General features: G+C 37.0%; 11 protein-coding genes and 1 pseudogene. 6 read left to right on the top strand and 6 right to left on the bottom strand.

What is annotated here, in order from left to right; genetic code table 11:
- The first annotated feature begins 1 nt into the window (after nt 1).
- Together JCM15092_RS06490 and JCM15092_RS06485 are read left to right on the top strand one after the other, a co-directional pair.
- On the top strand, nt 2-613 hold the full coding sequence (locus JCM15092_RS06490) for a thiamine phosphate synthase (protein ID WP_024993956.1): 612 nt from the start codon (nt 2-4) through the stop codon (nt 611-613).
- 66 nt (nt 614-679) lie between these two features.
- Nucleotides 680-1618, top strand: a complete 939-nt coding sequence (locus JCM15092_RS06485) for a ribose-phosphate pyrophosphokinase (protein ID WP_024993955.1) — start codon at nt 680-682, stop codon at nt 1616-1618.
- Nucleotides 1619-1672: 54 nt separating this feature from the next.
- Here JCM15092_RS06485 and JCM15092_RS06480 read toward each other — a convergent pair whose 3' ends face one another.
- From JCM15092_RS06480 to JCM15092_RS06465, 4 genes are read right to left on the bottom strand one after another with little or no spacing between them, the layout of a single operon-like run.
- Nucleotides 1673-3019 (bottom strand): ABC transporter substrate-binding protein, encoded by a 1347-nt coding sequence (locus JCM15092_RS06480; protein ID WP_148296609.1) that lies wholly within the window; start codon nt 3017-3019, stop codon nt 1673-1675.
- Nucleotides 3016-3807, bottom strand: coding sequence for an ABC transporter permease (locus JCM15092_RS06475; protein WP_024993953.1), 792 nt, complete (start codon nt 3805-3807; stop codon nt 3016-3018). Before JCM15092_RS06475 ends, JCM15092_RS06480 begins: the two co-directional genes overlap by 4 nt.
- Nucleotides 3801-4598 (bottom strand): ABC transporter permease, encoded by a 798-nt coding sequence (locus tag JCM15092_RS06470; RefSeq protein ID WP_024993952.1) that lies wholly within the window; start codon nt 4596-4598, stop codon nt 3801-3803. Before JCM15092_RS06470 ends, JCM15092_RS06475 begins: the two co-directional genes overlap by 7 nt.
- A gap of 6 nt (nt 4599-4604) precedes the next feature.
- Nucleotides 4605-5999: an ABC transporter ATP-binding protein gene (locus tag JCM15092_RS06465; protein WP_024993951.1), complete on the bottom strand. Its 1395-nt coding sequence runs from the start codon at nt 5997-5999 to the stop codon at nt 4605-4607.
- A gap of 319 nt (nt 6000-6318) precedes the next feature.
- On the opposite strand from JCM15092_RS06465, the gene JCM15092_RS06460 reads away from it, so the two are divergent.
- The 3 genes from JCM15092_RS06460 (at nt 6319) to JCM15092_RS06450 (ending at nt 10932) form a co-directional block, all read left to right on the top strand.
- A complete protein-coding gene (locus JCM15092_RS06460) occupies nt 6319-7434 on the top strand; it encodes a TlpA disulfide reductase family protein (RefSeq protein ID WP_024993950.1) in 1116 nt (371 codons plus the stop codon).
- Between the two features lie 124 nt (nt 7435-7558).
- Complete coding sequence (locus tag JCM15092_RS06455; RefSeq protein ID WP_024993949.1) at nt 7559-8812, top strand: D-alanyl-D-alanine carboxypeptidase/D-alanyl-D-alanine-endopeptidase; 1254 nt, start codon at nt 7559-7561, stop codon at nt 8810-8812.
- Between the two features lie 23 nt (nt 8813-8835).
- Entirely contained in the window at nt 8836-10932 is a 2097-nt protein-coding gene (locus JCM15092_RS06450) for a M3 family metallopeptidase (protein ID WP_024993948.1), read from the top strand.
- 334 nt (nt 10933-11266) lie between these two features.
- On the opposite strand, the gene glgP is transcribed toward JCM15092_RS06450, so the two are convergent.
- Nucleotides 11267-13828 carry an alpha-glucan family phosphorylase gene (gene glgP, locus JCM15092_RS06445; RefSeq protein ID WP_024993947.1) on the bottom strand — a complete coding sequence of 854 codons (2562 nt, stop codon included), beginning with the start codon at nt 13826-13828 and terminating at the stop codon, nt 11267-11269.
- Between the two features lie 25 nt (nt 13829-13853).
- On the bottom strand, nt 13854-15521 hold the full coding sequence (locus tag JCM15092_RS06440) for a glycogen/starch synthase (protein WP_024993946.1): 1668 nt from the start codon (nt 15519-15521) through the stop codon (nt 13854-13856).
- An 880-nt stretch (nt 15522-16401) separates the two neighbouring features.
- On the opposite strand from JCM15092_RS06440, the pseudogene JCM15092_RS17040 reads away from it, so the two are divergent.
- A pseudogene (locus JCM15092_RS17040) lies at nt 16402-16488 on the top strand (uracil phosphoribosyltransferase); the annotation flags it as partial.

Here is a 16488-nt window from a genome sequence, read left to right as displayed (position 1 = left end):
CATGAAGTTAATCCTTGTTACGACACCAAATTATTTTATAGAAGAAGATAAGATTCTTACGGCACTTTTTGAAGAGGGATTGGACATATTACATATGTGCAAGCCATCAAGTGTGCCAATGTTTGCAGAGAGGCTTCTTACATTAATACCTTCTCAATATCACAAAAGAATCGTTGTTCACGGTCATTTTTATCTTAAAGAAGAATTTGGTCTTAAAGGAATTCATCTATCCGATAGAAACAATCAGATGCCGGAAAATTACAAGGGACTTGTCAGTACAACTTGCCATACCCTAGATGATATTTGCTTAAAAAAAACATCAAGCGACTATATTCTCTTCACCCCGGTATTTGAGAATGAAAGCCATGAGTGCGGCTCCTACCCGTTGCTCACAAAAGATATGCTACGTAATGCCAGCAAAATGGGTATCATCGATAAACGCGTTATAGCATTCGGAGGAATTAACGAAAATAATATTCCTGAAATAAAGGATTTAGGTTTCGGTGGAGTTGCTATAATGAATGGCCTTTGGAATAACTTTGATGCCTGTATTGACAGCGATTACCACACACTAATAGAACAATTACATCGCTTCAAAAAGCTTTGCGATTAGTTTTGTATTTTAATTTTAATAAGTAACTTTGTGGCTCTAATATTTATTGGTAACCCTACTATAAAAATGAGCCAAAATTCTCCTTTTAGAATTTTCTCGGGTACTAACTCGAGATACCTCGCAGAAAAAATCTGCAGCAGTCTAGGCTGCGAACTAGGAAACATGAATATCACTCACTTTGCAGATGGTGAATTTGCTGTTTCTTATGAAGAATCTATCCGTGGTAAACATGTATTTCTAGTACAATCAACCTTCCCAAATTCTGACAATCTTATGGAACTCCTGCTTATGATAGATGCTGCAAAAAGAGCATCTGCAAAAAGCGTTATTGCAGTTATTCCATACTTCGGTTGGGCTAGACAAGATAGAAAAGACAAACCACGCGTATCTATAGGTGCTAAACTTGTAGCTGACCTATTGAGCGTAGCTGGCATAGATCGTCTAATAACAATGGACTTACATGCCGATCAAATTCAAGGTTTCTTTAATATCCCGGTTGACCATCTGTATGCTTCAGGTATTTTCTTACCTTATATACAGTCATTAAACCTCGAGAACCTTGTTATTGCAACTCCAGACGTTGGTGGCTCAAAACGTGCTAGTACATATTCTAAATATCTTGGTGTTCCATTGGTTCTGTGTAACAAGACACGCGAAAGAGCGAATGTAGTTGCCTCAATACAGATTATAGGTGATGTAAAAGATAAGAATGTTATCCTTATTGACGACATGGTTGATACAGCTGGCACTATCACTAAGGCTGCTGATATTATGAGAGAGACAGGTGCTCGTTCTGTTCGTGCAATTGCATCACACTGTGTAATGTCAGGTCCTGCTTCAGAAAGAGTTGATAATTCAGTTCTTGAAGAAATAGTTTTCACAGACAGCATCCCTTATTTACACAAGTGCGATAAACTTAAACAGCTTAGCATAGCAGATATGTTTGCTGAAACAATAAATCGCGTGATGAATAATGAATCTATCTCAAGCCAATACATTATCTAATAGATATGATGACAATATAATAAAAAGGATGCACCTGTAAAGATGCATCCTTTTTTATCTACGTCTTATCTTATTTCGTCTTCTCCTATGCTTCTTAGAGCGATTATACTGCTGAATCCTCTTATATACCTGAAATACCACTAATAGAGCAACACTTGCCAGAATAACTATAACTAGGCCTGCACCTAAGTTGTCACCTTTCACCTTCGACCACATCTCCAGAACAGCTTCTGTTCTCTCTCCAGAGTCACGTATCATTGCGCAACGAGCGACTACACTCTTATCAGGGTATTGCACCTTGTCTATCTGTATTCTCTTAGCCTTTGGACCAAAGAAGTAGCTCAAATCGGAACAATAGTCAAGAGTTGTATCAATCTTCTTCTCGAGAATCTCATCAGTAGCTATAGAACTAACGTAGCCCGATGCATCCATGTTCTTCAGTGCAACATCAGAACGGCAGAGATAATTAATGAAGTAACTTGCTGCCTTAACATTGCGAGCATATTTAGGAATAACCCAACCATCGTACCACACATTACTTCCCTCTTGAGGCACTTCATAGTCAAGGCTCACTCCCACTGCTTTAGCCTCTTCAATAGCCCATACAGCATCACCACTCCATGTCATATTCAACCAAGCCTTATCCTTTGTCATCATCTCCTTGCCAAAGTCAGCTTCCCAACCGGCAATAGATGGTTTCATAGCCTTGAGGTACTTCTCTACAGTATCTATTGAAGCTTGAGAATAATCATTCATGAGGCGTTCTACTGTAACTTTACCTCTCTTAATTCTATCTCTGTTGGCATATATCAAGGCTGTACCATAAGCATCACGATAGCTATCTTTCATGAGCAGCTTGTTCTTGAACTTGCGATCCCATAGTGATTTCCATGTGCTTGCCTCTTCCTTAGTAACATGGTCGGCATTGTAAAGAATACCAGCCGTTCCCCACATGTAACCTATAGCATAGTGTGAAGCCGTTTTACCCTTCTGACTTATCTTGTTAAGCTGAGACACAATATATGGTGACTGATTATGAAGATAGTTAGGAGTCTTGCCAAAAGCTGTATCAATAGGGAGAAGAAGACCTTTTTTAAGCATTCGCTCTATGATATATTCTGATGGACAAACAACATCAAAATCCTCATGACCACGTTCAATCTTTGTGAGCATTATCTCATTGATATCAAATGTCTGATATATTATCTTTATATCTTCTCCAGTCTGCTCTTTATACCATTTAGGAAAATCTTCAAGTACACTTTCGTCGATATAATCGGCCCAGTTGTATACTTTAAGAACAGTTTCACGCGAATCACTGGAGTTATAGCAGCTGGTAAGTATGAATGTCATAAAGAATACCAGTGCCATGAATATATATTTCAACTTCTTCATCATCATGCCTCCTTTTTCTTACCCGCGCGACGGTTTATAATAATCAGCAGTACAAGAACCGCAATAAATATTATTGTTGAGAGTGGTCTCAACTCAGGTGTCAGCCCACCCTTACGTGCATCGGAATAAATATATGTTGAGAGTGTCTCAAGTCCTTCATTACCTATAGTAAATACAGTTACAGCAAAGTCATCTATAGAGAGTGTGAAAGCAAGGATGAAACCGGAAATCATGCCAGGAAGTATCTCAGGTACGATAACTTTACGAAGTGCCTGCATAGGAGTTGCACCCAAGTCAAGCGCAGCCTCGTAAATATTTGGATTCATCTGCTTAAGTCTAGGCAATACACTAAGTACCACGTAAGGAGTACAGAAGGTTATATGTGCCAATACTACCGTAATATATCCCTGAGAAATACCCCAAGAGACAAAGAGAAGAAACAGTGATATGCCAATAATAATATCTCCGTTGAGGATAGGTATATTGTTTACAAAGCTAAACACCTTACGCGATCCAGGTCTGAGACTATAAGCACCGATAGCTGTTATTGTGCCAAGCAAGGTCGACACAGTTGCTGCTATTATGCCAATAGTTATAGTATTAATAAGTGCATTAGCAAGTGAATGATGTGTCCCAGTGGCAAAAAGTGAAGTATATAGTTTCGTTGAGAAACCGCTCCAGTTCCCCAATACCTTTGCCTCAGTGAACGAATATATCATTATTATTATGATAGGTGAATATAGTAACAGAAGCAGTAACCATAGGTAACCATGTGCAAGTATTTTCTTTACCATAGTCCACCTCCTTCATCATTATCCTTATCATCGGAAGCAAATAGTGTGGTAGCTCCGATAAGGAAAAGCATTATGAGTGACAGCGCCGCACCATAGTTCCACAAGCTGTTGTTTATATTCTCCTGTATTGTCGTTCCAAATAGTTTTATATTATTCATTGTCAGCAACTCGGATATAGCAAAAGTTGATATAGTCGGCATGAATACCATAAGTATTCCACTCACGACACCCGGCATTGATAGAGGCACTATCACTTTGTAGAATATCTGAAAAGGTGTTGCCCCAAGATCTTCAGCTGCCTCAATATAACTTGAATCAAGCTTCTTTAAGGTATTATAGATAGGATAAATCATGAAAGGTATAAAGTTGTATACCATTCCGAATATCAATGCTTCCTCGCCTAAAGGTATACTCACAAAGTCGAACAGAGCAACTGTAGCCAAAGTACGGATAAGTATGTTGACCCACATAGGCAGTATGAAGAGCATAACTATGGTATCGGCATATTTCATCTTCATCCTTGTAAGTATATATGCTGCCGGATATCCGAATATTATGCATAGTACTGTCGTTACTATAGCTACTCCTATTGAGTAGACGAAAGTATTTACAGCCTCAGGATGTAAGAAAAATTTAGTAAAGTTGCCAAAAGTGAATCTTCCTGCATCATCCATAAAAGCATATAGTACTATCAGGAAAAGTGGCAATACCACAAATATGGCTGCAAATATCACATAAGGTATTGTCCAACTCTTACGTGAATTAAATATATTTCTGAATGAATTTAGCACTTTCTATCAGCTGTTATTATCTTTTTTATCAATAATTCTTATATTCTCTGGCAATACACCTATACCCACATGGTCTCCATTGTCCCATACATCATTGGTATCAACATAAACATCATCTCCCCAATCTGACATGATAGTGATATGGTAATGGTTACCTTTATATAGTATGAAATTTACATCACCTGTAAGTTTTCCATCTTCTTCATTATCGTAAAGAATGATATTCCCAAAGTCAATCTCAACATTTACTTTATCGCCTTTTGCATATTTCTGCTGTGGCATACATTCAAAATCGCAACCAAGGAAGTTTACATGGCTATCGTCTATAATCTCAGCCTCGAATGAGTTAAAAAGGATATCCTTTTTCATGATATGTATATCGAAAGGTTTGATAAGCAGACCAACCTTCTGCCCCACTTCGAAATGATGGTAGTCCTGAACTATAAATTCGTATCCATTAGCTTCTACAACCATCTCATAATGTACTCCCTTGAATATAGAAGATGTCACAACACCTGAAATCTGAGAAGCGTCAGAGTCTGAGAAAATGTACCAATCCTCAGGACGAACAACTACATCAACAGGAACATTCTGTCCAAATCCTTCATCCACACACTCAAACTGAACACCGGCAAATTCAACCAACTTATCATCCACCATAGTTCCGTTTAAAATATTACTTTCACCTATGAAATCAGCAACGAAAGAGTTGGCAGGTTCATTGTATATATCTACAGGGGTTCCTATCTGTTGTATCTTTCCCTCACTCATTACTACTATAGTATCACTAATAGTAAGAGCCTCTTCCTGATCGTGTGTTACATATACAAAAGTTATGCCTAGAGACTTATGCATTTCTTTAAGCTCCATCTGCATATCCTTACGCATCTTCAAGTCGAGTGCTGCCAATGGCTCATCAAGAAGAAGTACCTCTGGTTCATTGACTATAGCGCGTGCTATGGCTACTCGTTGTTGCTGACCTCCTGAAAGAGAGTTCACATCGCGGTATTCATAATCAGTCATACCTACCATACGAAGTGCACTCTTAACCTTCTTCTGTATATCTTGCTTTGACAGTTTCTTCAGTTTAAGACCAAAAGCGATATTGTCGAAAACATTAAGATGAGGAAAAAGAGCATACCTCTGAAAAACAGTATTTACAGGACGCAGATATGGAGGCGTCTTGCTTATCTCTTTTCCGGCTATCAGAATCTCACCTTCAGATATTGTCTGAAATCCTGCAATAGAGCGTAACAATGTAGTTTTACCGCATCCTGATGGACCTAATATGGTGACGAACTCACCCTTTTTAACATTGAGGTTTATGTTGTCCAAAGCTATTTTATCTCCAAAATACTTGGATACATTCTTTACCTCGATAATATAGTTTTTTTCTTGCATTTCAAAAATGAATATTTGGCATGCAAAATTAATATTTATAACAAAACAATTATTTATTTTTTTGCTATTAATAGGCCTGTATATTAATAAAATTTGCTGAACAGTTGGTCAATTTTGATTTTTGACTCTATTTCTCCCTAATTCTAAACAATAATGGTATAAAACAGGTTATTATATATGATAACATGATTAATCAAAGATCTTGAAAACTGAATATTTTCCACATTTTTATTACATAGACATGCATAAATTTCTATGAAGAATTAATATAAATATGATATTATATATATCTTTGTTAATCCTAATAAATAAACTTTTTATGAAAAAATTTATTTTGTCAGTTGCAGTAAGCTGCCTTTTTATTGCCGGGTGCAATAATTCTAAATCCTACAAAATATCAGGAACAGTTGAAGATATATCCAACGGTGATACAATATATCTTCAGGAGTATAAAAACGGCGAAATGATAAAACTGGATTCGGCAGTTATATCAAATGGCAAATTCATTTTCAAAGGAGAACAGGACTCCGTCGTCAACAGATATATCACATATCTTAAAGGGGACAAAAGAATATTCACTGACTTTTTCCTTGAGAATGGTGACATAAATGTTGTACTTGGACAGGAGAGCAAAGTTTCCGGAACTAAGAACAATGATATCTATCAGTCTTTTAAGGATAAGTTCATGGCCTTAAACAAAGAGATGAATGGTCTTTACATCAAGCTTCAGACTGATACAACTCTCACTGAAATGGACAAAGAGAAGCTTTCTAAAGAGATTGAAGCTAAAGATAAATCGGGTATGGATATGGTATTCAACTCTATAAAGGAGAATATAACCAACCCTGTAGGTATATATCTACTTCCACAGTATTCTGCTGCTTTCGACCTCAAGAAACAGGCAGAACTTATAAATGCCGTTCCTGCAAAATATATGAATAACGAGGTACTGAAAGCACTAAAAAATAGAGTAGATCTCGCAATGAAGACTGCTGTCGGTGAAAAGTACATTGACTTCTCTATGGAAAATGTTGACGGACAAAAAGTATCGCTATCCAATTATATAAGTGCAAACAAATATACATTAATAGACTTCTGGGCAAGTTGGTGCGGACCATGTAGAGCTGATATGCCAAATGTGGTAGCTGTTTACAATGAGTTTAAAGATAAAGGATTCGGTATTGTTGGTGTTTCACTTGACGAAAAAGCTGATGATTGGAAAGCTGCAATTGTTGAACTTGGAATAACTTGGCCACAGATGTCCGACCTTAAAGGATGGGAGAACGCAGCAGCACAACTTTATGGAATAAACTCAATACCTGCAACAATACTTGTAGACCAAAATGGAATCATTGTAGCAAGGAATCTCAGAGGTGCCGCTATCAAGGATGAACTGCTAAAACTTTATAAAGATGAAACTCCGATTCAAGAGTAGGATTCATATTTGATATTATTTTAAGGACCTTTATAACAAAAAAAAGTTATGAGGTCCTTTTTTTATTGTATGGACTGCTATAAATTCATATTTTTGTATTACATAATACAGACAAGTAGAAAGAATGTTTCACAATATATACGGCAAAGTTAAAATTGTACTTTTAACTGTTGCAGCAATTACTATTTCATCATCAATTACATCGTGTAAAGTAAATAACGGATCAAAAGATTTAAATGGGAATTTAAAAAGTGACAATGGGATTTCAATTGATAAAGAACTGTCCTCTAGAGTTGACAGTTGTTTCAATAAATACCTTGTCTATGGGCACAGTGCCATTTATCTCTTAGATTTAACAGCCGACAAACCTGTTTACTGGTACAATAAGGATTCACTGATGCACTCTGCATCGTGCATGAAACTACTCTCTGGAGTTGCCGGTCTGCATCTGTTAGGTACTGATTACAAATATGAGACCCGCCTTTATATCCGTGGAGATATAAATGGGGATACATTGAATGGAGATGTTACTTTTCAAACCGGGCTGGACCCACAGCTGCTAACCACCGACCTTAACCTCTTCACAAAAAGATTGAGACAAAAAGGAATAAGGAAGATAGATGGTAACATATATATTGATGCTGCATTAACAGAACCTGTAAAGGCTGAGGAACATTGGTATCCATGGGATCTTACGTTCAACAGATTCGGTCTATTATATAAAGGTGGCGACAGGGTGATGCGTGATTTCAAAGCATCGTTGAATGCACAGGGGATTAAGTACGATCCTAACAAGGTGAACTTAGCTAAGACTCCAGAAGGTTCAAGATGTATATATAAGTTCTATCGCCCAATAGGCAATGTGATAAAGAAGATGTGGGAAAACAGTTCTAACACACAGGGCACCTCCCTACTCTACACCATTGGTAAGGCAAGTAACGAAGAAGGAAACTTTGCAGAGAGTGGAATTGACTATATGAAGAAGTTTGTAACTGATGAGCTTAATATGCCCGAATCGTCTGCCGAGATACACGATGGCTGCGGATTGTGCATACACAACAAACTCACTCCAGAACTTCTGGTGAGTGTATTAAGATATGGTTATTATAACAAGCCAATATATGAAATGATGAAACGTTACCTGCCTATATCTGGAAAAACTGGAAGCATGCGTAGAGAGATATCAAACCCGAAGATTAGAGGAAAGATACATGCTAAGACCGGAACGCTGTCGCATCCATATGGTATAAGTACTCTGTCTGGGTTCTGCAAAGGAAAAAACGGACATCTGTTATGCTTTGCTATTATGTCATACGATATGTCTGTCTTGGATGCACGTATGATACAAAATAAAATGTGCGTGGAATTTACTAAATAACATTACAATAAATTATATAAAACATGAAAAGACAGTTACTTGTGGCTGCTCTAGCAGTAGCCCTTTCTTTAAACATGATGGCACAGGTGTCAAACCCTTTGCTGAATGAGTTTGATACTCCTTTCCAAATTGCTCCTTTCGAAAAAATAACTATCGATAACTATCGTGAAGCTATTCTTAAAGGCTTGGATGAGGATAAAAAAGAGATTGAAGCAATTATAAAGAATCCTGCAGCTCCTAATTTCGAAAACACTATTGCAGCTCTTGATCAGAGCGGAAAGCTTCTGGACAAGGCAGAAAGTACATTCAGCCCAATTTCCAGCAGTAACTCAACAGAGGCAACACGTGCTCTTCAGAAAGAGCTCTCTCCTCTATTTTCTGCTCACAGTGACGATATCTATCTTAACCCCAAGCTATTTACAAAGGTAAAACAGGTATACGATAACCAGAAGAAATTCAACCTTAACAAAGAGCAAAAAAGAGTTCTTGAGAAGATATACAAACGTTTTCTCAGAAGTGGTGCTAATCTATCCGACGATAAGAAAGAACAGTTGCGTAAACTGAATACTGAGATATCTATGCTACAACTCAATTTCAGCCAGAATCTGATGAAGGAGACGAACAACACTTATGTAACTGTAGATAAATTGTCAGACCTTGAGGGACTTTCTGAAGGTGATATTGAAGCTGCAGCTAAGATGGCAGAGACTCAGGGACAGAAAGGTAAATGGATGTTCAACATGCAACGCCCAAGCTGTAATCCGGTATTGGAGTATGCTAAGAACCGTGAACTCCGCAAAAAAGTATACGAAGCTTATTGCAACCGTGGTAACAAAGACAATCAGTTCGACAACAAAGAGATATCACGTAAGCTTGTAGTTCTACGTCTTCAGAAGGCTAAACTTATGGGCTTCAAAGACTATGCCTCTATGGCTCTTGACGATCGTATGGCAAAGAACTCTCAGAATGTTTACAATCTACTTAACTCTGTACTGACACCGGCTATTGCAAAGTCACAGGAGGAATTAAATGATATTCGTGAAGAGATTAAAAGAGATGGAGGAAACTTTGAACCTGAAGGATGGGATTACAGATACTATCTGAACAAAGCAAAACAGAGAAAATTCGCTGTAGATGAGGAGCAGATACGTCCATATCTTGAGATTAACAATGTACGTGAAGGTATCTTCTATGTAGCCAACAAACTTTATGGTCTCACATTCAAGGAGCGTAAAGACTTACCTGTATACGAACCAACTGCTCAATCTTTTGAGGTTATCGATAAAGATGGAAAGACACTTGCTATATTCTACAGCGACTATTACCCTCGTGATGGTAAAGGTGCCGGAGCATGGTGTACTGCTTTCCGCGGACAAGACTACAAAGGTAATGAAAGGATTATTCCTATCGTAGTGAACGTATGTAATATGACATCTCCTTCAGGAGACAAACCTGCACTTCAGAATATAGACAACGTTACTACAATGTTCCATGAATTTGGTCATGCACTTCATAGTTTCATGAGAGATGTGCATTATAACAACACATCAAATGTTGAACGTGACTTCGTCGAACTGCCTTCACAGATTAATGAGCATTGGGCTTTCGAACCGGAGGTGCTGAAGGTATATGCTAAGCACTATAAGACAGGTGAAGTTATTCCAATGGATCTTGTAAAGAAGATACAGGATAGTTCTAAATATGGACAAGGTTTCGCTACTGTTGAATATGTAGCTGCTTCTTTGGTAGATATGGACCTTCATACACTTACAAATGTTCCTGCTGACCTTAATGTGATGAAATTTGAGCAAGAGAAACTTGCTAAACGCGGTGTTCCTCGTCAAATCAAACCTCGTTACAGCGTAACAAACTTCAGTCACACTATGGGCGGTGGTTACACAGCAGGATATTATAGCTACATGTGGGCTGAGGTTCTTGATGCTGACGGTTTCCAGGCATTCAAAGAGACTGGCAATATCTTCAACCAGAAGCTTGCCGATAAGTTCCGTAAATATGTACTTACTCCTGGTGGTATAGACGATGGAATGACAATGTACAAGAATTTCCGTGGACGTGAACCTAAGACTGATGCACTTCTTGTGAACAGAGGACTAAAGTAATAGTTGCTAAAAACATACATAGAATATTGATTAACAATATATTAATATTCTAACATCATTATTAATCCCAAACTTTAGTTTACTTATCCTAAGCCTTAGGATAAGTATCCTGAAGCTTGGGATTAATGTTTTTAAGCAATGGATAATGAATCTTACAATCTATATGACTAAACTATTCATACCCATTACTAGAACTTCTCAAACCCTTTCTAGACACTCATTCCACATTATTAGTTTATCCATATTATTTCAGATATGGTACTTGTAGAAATGCAAAGACCTCCTTGCCATAAAGGACAAGGAGGTCTTTATATTAAATAGTTAATATCTTTTTTTAGAACCAACGAACATATGAGAAGTCCTGACGATGTGGCAGTTCTTTGTTCTTAGGATACATTCTGAATGCAGTCTTGAAACTACCTGAGTTAGATATACTGTATTTAACCTGGAATGTGAAGAGGTTACCCTCTCTCTTTATCATTTCAAGAGGTTCTACTGAGTAAACATGCTCCTTACCGTCAGTTGTAACAGCTGTAGTAACAATCTCAATTCCTATGGCATTATCAAGTCCCTTTTCATCAACTACCAAAGTCACTGTATATTCTTTACCAGTCTCTACATTTCCAAGTAGAAGTTCCTCGTTGACCTCTTTAGAAACGACCTCTATTGAATCCCATTTATCAGCTACTTCCTCTTTCCATGCAGCTATTTCCTTAGCCTTAGCAAAGTTATCTTTAACCAAATAACGGTATCTCATAGACTCTTTATTGTAGAACTTAGAATAGTAATCGTCAAGCTGACGCTTCATTGTATAGTGTGGAGCAACTTGTGCTATAGAGTTCTTTATAGTCTTTACCCAGTCATCTGAATAATCTTTTCCCTTCTTATCAAAGTAGAGAGGAATAATAGTATTCTCAAAGATAGAGTATATTGTAGCAGCATCAAGTTGATCCTGGAACTCCTGGTTCTGGTATGTACGTTTCTCTGTAAGAGCCCATCCGGCACCTTCACGATAACCTTCAAGCCACCATCCATCAAGAACTGAGAAGTTTATAACGCCATTCATAAGAGCTTTTTCACCAGATGTTCCCGATGCCTCTAATGGACGTGTCGGAGTATTCATCCAGATATCAACACCTGTAACAAGTCTTCTTGCAAGCTCCATATCATAGTTCTCAAGAAACAATATCTTACCAAGAAATTCAGGACGACGTGAAATCTCAACAATCATCTTAATTAGTCCCTGTCCTGCTCCATCATGAGGATGAGCTTTTCCTGCAAATATAAACTGAACAGGACGCTCTGGGTTATTTACTATTTTTGAAAGTCTGTCAAGGTCAGTAAATAACAGATGAGCACGTTTGTATGTAGCAAAACGACGAGCAAAACCTATAAGAAGAGCATTAGGATTGATCTTCTCCATAAGTGATACTATACGTGATGGATCACCTTGATTATTCAACCAAGTCTCGCTGAACTGCTTGCGGATATAATCAACAAGTTTGTTCTTAAGAGCCATACGCGTAGTCCATATCTCTTCATTGTCTACTCCATATATTGCCTCCCAGATATTCTCGTTTGACTGATCTTTGAGGAATTTGCTATCAAAATGCTTAGCATAAAGCTTATTCCATTCTGTAGCACACCATGTTGGGAAGTGAACACCATTGGTCACATAGTTTACATGGCTCTCTTCAGGGAAATAACCTTTCCATATTCCTGAGAACATCTCCTGAGAAACCTTTCCGTGAAGCCAGCTTACGCCGTTGACCTCCTGGCAAGTGTTACAAGCAAATGTAGACATACAGAATCTCTCGTTTGAATCTCCCGGATTGATTCTACCCATATCCATCAAATCCTGCCAAGAGATACCCATCTTCTGAGGGTAGCCTCCCATATATTTTCCGAAGAGACCTTCGTCAAAATAGTCATGACCTGCAGGAACAGGAGTATGAACAGTATATAATGAAGATGAACGAACAACTTCAAGAGCTTCCTCAAATGATAGACCCTTAGCAACATAGTTGCATATACGTTCTACATTACAAAGTGCAGCATGTCCTTCGTTACAGTGGTAAATATCTTTTTTAATTCCTAGTCTATCGAGCAGCATAACACCACCGATACCAAGAAGAATCTCTTGTTTCAGACGGTTTTCCCGGTCGCCACCATACAATTGATATGTGATAGGACGATCGTATTCGCTGTTTCTTTCATTGTCTGTATCCAAAAGATATAATGGAACTCTACCTACGTTTACTTTCCATACATTTGCATATACATGGTAGTCAAGATATGGAACATCCAATACCATTGGATGGCCATTCGCATCAAGAACTCTCTCAATAGGTAGTGAACTGAAATCTTGTGCGTCGTAGTTAGATATCTGCTGTCCATCTATAGAAAGGCTCTGAGAGAAATATCCATATTTATAAAGCAAGCCAACACCACACATATCAACATTGCTGTCTGATGCCTCTTTCATGTAGTCACCGGCAAGTACACCAAGACCACCAGAGAATATTTTCAATATATTCGTCATACCATATTCCATGCAGAAATATGCTACTGAAGGACGAGTAGAATCAGGTTTTACATCCATGTACTCTCTGAACATGTCATAGACCTTATTTATATCTTTGATTATATTCTCATCTTTTGCTATCTTCTCTAATTTTTCATAACTAAGGCGTTCCATCATAAGAACAGGGTTATGTCCTGATGATTTCCATATGTCTTGATCAAGTCCTCTGAATAGTTCTAATGCTTGATAATTCCAAGCCCACCAAATATTATTAGCCAGTTCATCCAATTTTTCCAATTCTACTGGAATTCTTGCCTTAACTGCTACATTCTTCCAGGAAGGAGTATTCGCATTACTAATTTTGATCTTCATATCTCAATGTTTAAATTAATTTTTGTTATTTGTTAAGTCTATTATAAGCATTATTCAATGCAATGTCATATGCTTCATAATAATAGGTTATAAAGTGTTTCCACAAAGCTTTTTCTGAAATTCTTGTGGCATTTGTTCTAGTTTTCTTTACATCATCATCCGATAGACGATAAAATTGTAAAATGGTATCTTTCACCTCTTTTGCAGCATCGAAATAGTTAAAGTCTGAACGGTGAACAACCTTTACCCCACTCTCAATGGTATTCTCCTTACCTTTCAGAGTCTCACTCCAAAGACCAAAACCTGCCAAATCGGTAGTAATAGTAGGTATATGGAATGCCACACTCTCTAATGGAGTATATCCCCATGGTTCATAGTAAGATGGATAAACAGTTAAATCAGCTCCTATAATAAAATCATAATAAGAGAGATTAATTACACCATCGTTACCATCAAGGTAGCAAGGCACAAATATATATTTTACTTTAGAATTCTTGCTGTTATTTATTCCTAAATAATTGAACATGCCTAAAATTCTATCCTCGTTCATATTGTTAAGCGAATGAGTGATGAACGGTTTGTAAAGGCTCTCGTTGCTCTTATCATCATTCTCAATTCTCTCTATAAGCTCTTTCCTTGGAGCACCGCACCAAGCAGGTACTGTAATAAATGCCAAGATTTCTCTGTCACCAAGTTCACCGCTGTTAGAGAGTTGATTTAGGCTCTCAATATATAAGTCTATACCTTTATTCTTGAATTCATATCTGCCACTTGTGCAAACTATAAGGGTATCATCATTAAGTTCTGTACCCATAAGCTTATTTGCGACATTGAGCATAACTTTTCGGGCATCTCTTCTACGTTTTGTGAATTCACTTCCTGATGGAACAAAATCATCTTCGAAACCATTCATAAGAATCACATCTGCAGGTTTGTCGAGCAATGCCTTGCACTCATTATCTGTAATCTGACTTACTGTTGTGAAACAGTCCACATTGTGAGCAGTTTGCTTCTCTATAGAGTGCTTAGCCTCCATATTGAGTTCATAAGCCATCTGATCACCATTGAAATAATTCAGATTATCATAAAGAGGTTTGTTATTACCGGCAATCGACCGGCCAATAGATGTAGCATGAGTAGTAAATATCGTAGCTACTTGTGGAAGGTTCTTTTTTATATAGAGAGCACCCATTCCTGTCATCCATTCATGAGCCTGAAATACTACCTTATTTTCATCTGAAAGGTAGAATTTGTAAAAACTTTCTACTACTTTACCAGAAGCGTAAGAGAACATTGAAGATTCATCATAATCTCCATATGAATGAAGTGAGTCGACATTGAAATCTTCCCACATTTTTCCATAAATTAAATCTTTATCTTTATAGAAATTTTTGAAGTCAACAAGCACTGCAATAGGACTGCCAGGGATATTCCACCTTCCAACCTTAAAAGTAAGATCTTCATTGTTTTTTGCAGAGATTCGCCAATCTTTACATAGATTTTCATTCTCTATGAAGTAAGGAGACTGCTTTTCATTCCAAACATCAGGACCAATAAATATAATTTTGTCATGATATTTCTCTTGAAGTGTCTTAGCTCTTGTAGAAAGAACCGTATAAATGCCACCTACTTTATTGCATACCTCCCAACTTGCTTCAAAAACATAGTCCGGGTTTATCAATTTGTTTATCATCTATTTACCTTAAGAAAGAATTTTATTCTAACATCGCAAAGTTAAGTGATTTTAATGGAATATCGAAATATAAATAAATCCATTTTTGTATTTAATCTGTAAATATTAAATATTTCTGCTAACTTTTCAATGTAATTATAGAAAAACGATACCATAGCACAGCTAAATGCTATGATTTATATATTATAAAATTATAGACACGCCTTTAATTTTCGCAGTAAAAGCCTGGTATTTAACTAATTACATATTAAAGTCATAACAATTCTAGCATAAAGTTTAGGAAACAGAGATATTACAATAGTATTACAATATATTTCTCTGTGATTGATATTGGTGAAAAACATTAGCCCCAACCCTTCTTTAATGGATTTAATAGTATAGCTGTACTGGAAAAATCCTAAATCTGCATCAAAACAGTTGCTATTAGATGCTAATTTCATAAGAAACATAGCATTGCACAATTTCAATGCATAGCAGATAGTATATTTTTTATTCCGAAATATATTATGGATCACTACATATTGCTTCCTGGATGCTTTATCTCAACTTATATATGAAACAACGATATGCAGAATTTTAAATTTATATTATTATTCTGTACAGAGTTATATCTAGTTAATTTACTTAGTAAGTAAAGAGCAAAATTATGGGAACTATATATCAATACATTTTGGTGAGCGATTTTTCAGAACTATATTTAGATGATGAGTATTTTGTACAAAACATTACAACATATCATCGAAAGTGATATACTCTATTCTGCACAAGGCATTACACAGCTATCGTAGATTTATTTGAGTAAAAAAAATTGTAAGACAATGGGAAGTAGCAATCATTGGAAAGGGATAAAATCATAAGCAGAAAGAAGATAAATTCCAAATGGTGCGCTGCAATTGGTCCGGAAATCAATGCACACTCATATATCATTCCTGGATTAGGTGATGCAGGTGATCTAGCATTTGGAGAA

This window comes from Phocaeicola paurosaccharolyticus JCM 15092, from assembly GCF_000613805.1.
GTDB classification, from domain to species: Bacteria; Bacteroidota; Bacteroidia; order Bacteroidales; family Bacteroidaceae; genus Phocaeicola; species Phocaeicola paurosaccharolyticus.
The sequence above is the reverse complement of the archived record's forward strand: the minus strand, read 5'-3'. Positions and strand labels throughout refer to the sequence as shown.

Bases quoted from the DNA above. Each gene is read 5' to 3' on its own strand.
- JCM15092_RS06490 (WP_024993956.1), top strand. From the start codon at position 2: ATGAAGTTAATCCTTGTTACGACACCAAATTATTTTATAGAAGAAGAT.
- JCM15092_RS06485 (WP_024993955.1), top strand. From the start codon at position 680: ATGAGCCAAAATTCTCCTTTTAGAATTTTCTCGGGTACTAACTCGAGA.
- JCM15092_RS06480 (WP_148296609.1), bottom strand. From the start codon at position 3,019: ATGATGATGAAGAAGTTGAAATATATATTCATGGCACTGGTATTCTTT.
- JCM15092_RS06475 (WP_024993953.1), bottom strand. From the start codon at position 3,807: ATGGTAAAGAAAATACTTGCACATGGTTACCTATGGTTACTGCTTCTG.
- JCM15092_RS06465 (WP_024993951.1), bottom strand. From the start codon at position 5,999: ATGCAAGAAAAAAACTATATTATCGAGGTAAAGAATGTATCCAAGTAT.
- JCM15092_RS06460 (WP_024993950.1), top strand. From the start codon at position 6,319: ATGAAAAAATTTATTTTGTCAGTTGCAGTAAGCTGCCTTTTTATTGCC.
- JCM15092_RS06455 (WP_024993949.1), top strand. From the start codon at position 7,559: ATGTTTCACAATATATACGGCAAAGTTAAAATTGTACTTTTAACTGTT.
- JCM15092_RS06450 (WP_024993948.1), top strand. From the start codon at position 8,836: ATGAAAAGACAGTTACTTGTGGCTGCTCTAGCAGTAGCCCTTTCTTTA.
- glgP (WP_024993947.1), bottom strand. From the start codon at position 13,828: ATGAAGATCAAAATTAGTAATGCGAATACTCCTTCCTGGAAGAATGTA.
- JCM15092_RS06440 (WP_024993946.1), bottom strand. From the start codon at position 15,521: ATGATAAACAAATTGATAAACCCGGACTATGTTTTTGAAGCAAGTTGG.